We start from the raw sequence: 5714 nt of genomic DNA, 5'->3' as shown, positions 1-5714 counted from the left end.
TTGTCGGGTACTCCGGTGGCAGGCCGTTGCGGTTCGTTTCCTCGGGGCTTCATTGCGGCGGCCAATTCTTCAGTGGTGAGCCATTCTGGAGCATCGGCCATGACGCTCGCATAGATGGCCTCCGCTTTCTTTTTCATTCGGGCAACGAGTTCGGGGTGGTCTTTTACGATGTTGTTTTGCTGGCCGAGATCCTTCGATAGGTCATAGAGTTGTTGGACACGGCCGAGCTCGCTCTTCTTGAGTTCAGGGATCCACGCTTCGTTGAAGTAGAACAAGTCCCGAAGTTGTCTCTTCAGGCGATCGGCCTCGGGATTGGCTAATCTCTCGATATTAAACAGCCGGTTGCGAAGATCCTTAACATCCCTTCCGTCCAGCACTTTCTCGAGATCATCGCCGAGGACTTGCTTGATTTGCTCGGTGAGTCGATTGGCGGCTTTGAAGTCGATCGGTGATTTCGCAGTGCCGGAAGCAAAAAGAGTGTGGTCACCCATTCGAAGGACCATGTTCGCGCCAACCATCCAAAAGAGCGGCTGATGCCGCTTGAACTTCCCGGACCCTGTGAGTATTGGCGTGAGGTCGGAGCCATCAAGATGGACCTTCGCGGGTTTCTTGATGCCGATCAATCCACAGAGCGTGGGAAGAAGGTCGATGACACCGGCGGGCTCGTCCTCGACACGTCCGCCAGGGATTCCGCCCTTCCAGTAAAAGATGCCGGGGACGCGGTGCCCGCCTTCGAATTGAGATCCTTTCTGGCCGCGAAGTTCTCCGTTGCGCTCCGGTCGGTAGCTGCCGTTGTCGGAGGCGTAGACGATGATGGTGTTCTCTAGCTCCCCAAGTTTTTCCAGTCTTGCGATGAGTCGTCCAATCGCCCGGTCGGTGTTGTCGATGGTGCCGCTGTAGATTGCGGCTTGATCGTTGAGCGCGCCATACTGGGAAACGATCTCGTCGGGCGCCGCGATTGGAGCGTGGGGTTCGTTGAACCAAAGATTGAAAAAGAAGGGCTCGTCGGCGTCGCGCTTTTCATCGAGCCAGGTGAGGGCCTCATCGACGACGATTTGGCAGGAGTAGCCTTTTATCTGTCCCACGCGTTTACCATTACGAAGAAACTGGGTTGGATTCTTGTGGCTGGGGCCCGGGCCGTTGACGAGGCCGAACCAGTAGTCGAAGCCATGATCGGCCGGGGTGGGGTTGTCGCGATTGTTTATCGGCATACCTAGGTGCCACTTGCCGAAGTGGGCGGTGGCGTAGCCGTTTCCCTTAAGCACTTCGGCGATGGTCGTTTCGGTCTTCAGCAGATGCATCTTGTGAAGCCGTTCGGTGATGACGGAATAAACTCCGGCGCGATAGTGGTGGCGGCCCGTGAGAAAGGTGGCGCGCGAAGGGGAACAGGTAGGCGCTCCCGAGTGGAAATCAGTGAAGCGCACCCCACCGGCGGCCAACTTGTCGAGAACGGGCGTCTTGACGGGGCCGCCATAGCAGCCAATGTCGCTGTACCCTAGGTCGTCGACAAGTAGAGTGATGACGTTTGGGCGTTTGTCCTTGGCAAAGCCGGGACAAACCACCAGCAGGAAGCACAAAAATGTGAGGATGGGTTTCACGTTATTTGTTCAGTCAGCATTCACTCCATCTACTTCTCATTTTGATGGATGTATTCGAGAATCTTGAGGTACGATAGGCCGCGGTTTTCCATGTTGGGATCAACGAGATCCATACCTTGGCGCAAGGTGTTAAACCGGTTCCGCTGCTTTTCGGTGAAGCTCGCCATTCGCTTCTTGAAGTGCTTGTCGAGCGTCTTGTTGACCGGGATACCTTTCGGTGATGGCATGGCATCGATTTTCTTGAGCAACTCCCCGTGCGGTGATTTGTGCCAGGGAACCTGACGGACAAAGGCGACCTGATGATGCGGCAGGACGATTCGCTCCAGCTTCACACCCTCGTCCGCCGTTGGTTCCCCTTTCGGTAGTTCAATCCTGATTAAGGATCCGCGTCCGCCTTCAGTGTGCCGTGTGGGGCCATTGGAACTGCAGGTCCAAACATTGCCCTTTTCGTCAAACTCAATCTCGCGGGTAAAGGTGACCTGCTTCGGCATTGGGATCTCGATCAGCCGCTCGGTCTTGGGATCGAAACGTCCGATCGTGTCGTTGCCGGTGCCGCAGATCCAGACGATGCCTTTGGAGTCGATGTTAAGGGCGTAGGGGATCTGATTGTCGTAATCTGGAAGGGCGTAGGTCGTCCATTTCTCCGTTTTCGGATCGAATCGGCCCAGTACACCAGAGCCGAAGCCCGGCACCCACACGATACCGTCTTGATCGACGTGATGCCTGCGCGGTCCGCGAAAGGGTGGATTCCATTCTTTGATGTCCCCGTCCGGGGCCTTGGGATCGATCCGCCCGATACGATTGGCATTCAGCTTGGAATACCAGATCGAGCCATCGGGTGCGAAGTCCAGACCGTAAGGGGTCAATCCGCGCGACTCGCCCTTACCGGCAGCAACCGCCTGATTCTTTTCAAGCAGATGATACTCCTTCACATAACCCGTCTTCGGATGAATGTAGAACACTGAGTTGCGCCCCGCGTCCGTATACCAGATCAATCCTTCTGGATCTTTCGGGTTTACGCGCAATGTGTGCGGGAACGATCCGTTTTTGGCGGGAGCCTCCGCGCTGGACCAGATCGTGATGTCCGTGGTCTTCGGATCGAACTTGCCCATATGCCCGGAGGCACAAAGCGTCACCCAATAATTACCATCGTTGTCCGGTTCGATCGAATGTGGAGCACGGGCTCCAGACGGCATACGAAAAACCGTCCGTTGGCCGGTTTCGATATCCAATTCAACGATCGCTCCTTGTCCCATGTCTACGGCGTACATGGTTCCAGGCGGACCAGGCTCGAGGTCATGCACATTAGCCTTCAAGGGTATGCCGATGTCCCATTCGCTGATCTTCACCTTCGCGGCAAATCCGGTCGGAGGCGGTGGCGGGACATACTCTGGCCAACGAGACTCGGCAGCCCGCGTGTAGGTGTCCAGCAGCTGCTTGACGATAGTCTTCTGAGTATGCCGATACAGCCCGCCGAAACCATCCATGCGCCTGACCATCGTCTCCCAATCCACCGGCTGCTCGGGTGTGCGAAAACCAACCGTGCCAGCCTGGTGACAGTAGGTGCACATCATTTTGAAATTCTCTTTGTCGCGCAGGCTGTCCCATTTCATCAGACTCATCGCCGACGCCGCCGTACGCTGCATCTGCAATTTCTCGCCCTTGGCCGGCTCCATAGTGACCGCCAACGCGCCGCTACCCGGTTCCACGTCATCCACCCGCTCGTCGAGTTTCCCGGGCTGCCGCATGCGCACTTGATGCGTAGTCTTGCGAAGCCCGTTCAGTTCAAACTTGCCATCCACTCCGGTGAACACAGAGGCGCTCATCTCCAGTTCCTTGTCATACGCCGTCACCATCACGCCCTCCATCGGTCTGCCCTTCGCGTTCGTCACCCGTCCATGGATTTGTGTCTTCGCGCCAGGCTTGATTCCCTTCAACTGGACAAAATGCCGGCTGTATTGGGGTTGTCCGTAGCCGTCGCCGGTGAGGATTCGTCCCAGCTTTTCGCCCCGGTTAACGTAGTGGAGAATCTTAATGAACGACTGGCCCACATTCTTGTTCGGGTTCATCCTGCGCTTCGCCTCCCAGAGCCGTCCATGCAGATCCCTCTGCGCCTCTGTCAGCTTCGCCATACGAGTATCGACCCACTTCTGATGATTCTTGCCGACGTACGAATCCGGCATCGCCTGGGTATCGATCTTCTTTAGAAGCTCAACTAACGTGGTGTCGCCGGAAGGAGATTCTTGGGCGACGGCGATAGAAGCCGCCACAAGAAGGGCTATTCCAAAACAAAATCTGATGGGATTCATGGTTAAAAGTTCGCTACGTATATATAGCCCGCAGCTTTAAAACATTACGGTTTTCCAGCCCGAAAGTGCGGGGTATTTTTCTTGGGAAGCCATTTCTTCAGCCTGGCCTTGGTTGCGGTGTGTGCCGGGTGGTTGGCTAGGTTGTTCCATTGATGTGGGTCTTTGGCTACCTCGTAGAGTTCGTCGCCTCCCTTGCCATAGTGGATGTAATGAAAACGCTCCGAACGAATGGCATGATTGGTTCCGTGCCAGTGGGGTGAATGGGTGATCACCGCAGGGTAAGGCCATTTGGCTTTTGGGTTGCGAACCAGCGGCGCGATGCTTCGGCCTTCGTTCTTTGGGTTTTTCGGCAGTCCGCAAAGATCGAGAAGAGTTGGGTAGAGGTCTAGCAAACTGACCGGGCGCGTGCAGGTTTTCGCCTGCGGATTTCCTCCCAGGGTCTTGGGCACGTGGATGATGAGCGGGGTGCGCGTGGTCTGTTCCCAGAGGGCTGACTTAGCAAATTTCTTTTCACCCACGTCATAGCCGTGGTCTCCCCAAAGGACGACGATGGTGTTGTCCTTGTGCGGACTCTTTTTCAAGGCATCGAGCACGTGGCCCACGCAGGCATCGGCGAAGGAATCAGCAGCCAAGCAGGCTTGCACCGCTTCCTTCCATTTGCCGCTCTCACGGAGGTGTTTGATATGCCGTTCGCCCATGCGTTTGCCGCTGGCGGGGATGTCCTCAAAGTCATCTGCTTTGTACGGTGGAAGCTCAATATCTCCGAGTGGATGCAAATCGAAGAACTTCTGCGGGGCATACCACGGAAGATGCGGCAGATAGATACCGCACCCCAGGAAGAAGGGTTGGTCATGATCCTGTTGCAGGAATTTGGCCGCGCCATCAGCGGTTTTCCAATCCGGATTGGCCTCGATGGGATGGTTGGTTGGTCCCCAGTCGATTAGGCGGGCAAGGATGGGATTGGATTCGAACTTAGGCCGCAATCCATGCTTGTAGCGCTCGCTCTTTGGAGGAGGAACAGCGCCTGTTCGAGTGGAATAAACGTGATCCCACGCACCGGCATCAGAGAACTTACCATGGGCTTGGTGATAGAGTTTGCCCCCGCCCCAAGCGAGGTAGCCGTGTTTCCGAAAATACTGCGGCAAGGTGACCCAGTTTTCGTACTGTGGCATGTCGCGAAACCAATTCAGGTTGCCGTAAATACCGGTCGTCGATGGGCGAAGCCCCATCATGATTGCGGTGCGGGAAGGACTGCAGAGCGGGGCGGCGCAATGGGCCTGTTCAAAGAGCACGCCGCGCTTGGCGAGGGCATCGATGTTTGGTGTCTTGGCCTGCGGATGTCCGCCGAGACAACCGACCCAGTCATTGAGATCGTCCACGGCAATGAACAGCACATTGGGGCGCGGGGCGGCGTGGAGGGATAACCCCGCGGCCAGCGCCAGACACGTGAGGGCGCGTTTTAGAAATGAACGAGTCACGGGCGGTTAACGATTTTGTTTCGCGGCGTGTTCGCGCAGGAGCTTGGCGATTTGCGGGCGGAGTTTTTGGATTTGCTCCAGATCCATCTTGTGGGTGGCGCTGTTGTTGAGGCTTCGGTAAAAGCCGGCCAACCCGTCGGACCATGCGCCGCTCACTGTATCAATTGCCCTTTCGCGCCGGCCGTTGCGTTGAGTGACACTTGCGCCTTTTGCGAGGAGCAGTTGCACAATCTCTGTACGGCACATGAAGGCGGCTACATGCAGGGCGGTATTGCCATCTTCGTTAACAGCATTGACCTGACCACCTTTTTCGAGCAGCAGTCGCATCA

General features: G+C 56.3%; 4 protein-coding genes. All 4 read right to left on the bottom strand.

Annotated elements, in window-relative coordinates; all coding sequences use genetic code 11:
* The coding region (locus tag H8E27_09270; GenBank protein ID MBC8325799.1) for a sulfatase-like hydrolase/transferase at positions 1-1562 on the bottom strand (1562 nt) is incomplete at its 3' end.
* A gap of 65 nt (positions 1563-1627) precedes the next feature.
* Positions 1628-3907, bottom strand: coding sequence for a carboxypeptidase regulatory-like domain-containing protein (locus tag H8E27_09265; GenBank protein ID MBC8325798.1), 2280 nt, complete (start codon positions 3905-3907; stop codon positions 1628-1630).
* Positions 3908-3951: 44 nt separating this feature from the next.
* Entirely contained in the window at positions 3952-5385 is a 1434-nt protein-coding gene (locus H8E27_09260) for a sulfatase (GenBank protein ID MBC8325797.1), read from the bottom strand.
* A 6-nt stretch (positions 5386-5391) separates the two neighbouring features.
* The coding region (locus H8E27_09255; GenBank protein MBC8325796.1) for an ankyrin repeat domain-containing protein at positions 5392-5714 on the bottom strand (323 nt) is incomplete at its 5' end.

It is taken from the genome of Limisphaerales bacterium (genome assembly GCA_014382585.1).
GTDB lineage: Bacteria > Verrucomicrobiota > Verrucomicrobiia > Limisphaerales > UBA1100 > JACNJL01.
The sequence above is the reverse complement of the archived record's forward strand: the minus strand, read 5'-3'. Positions and strand labels throughout refer to the sequence as shown.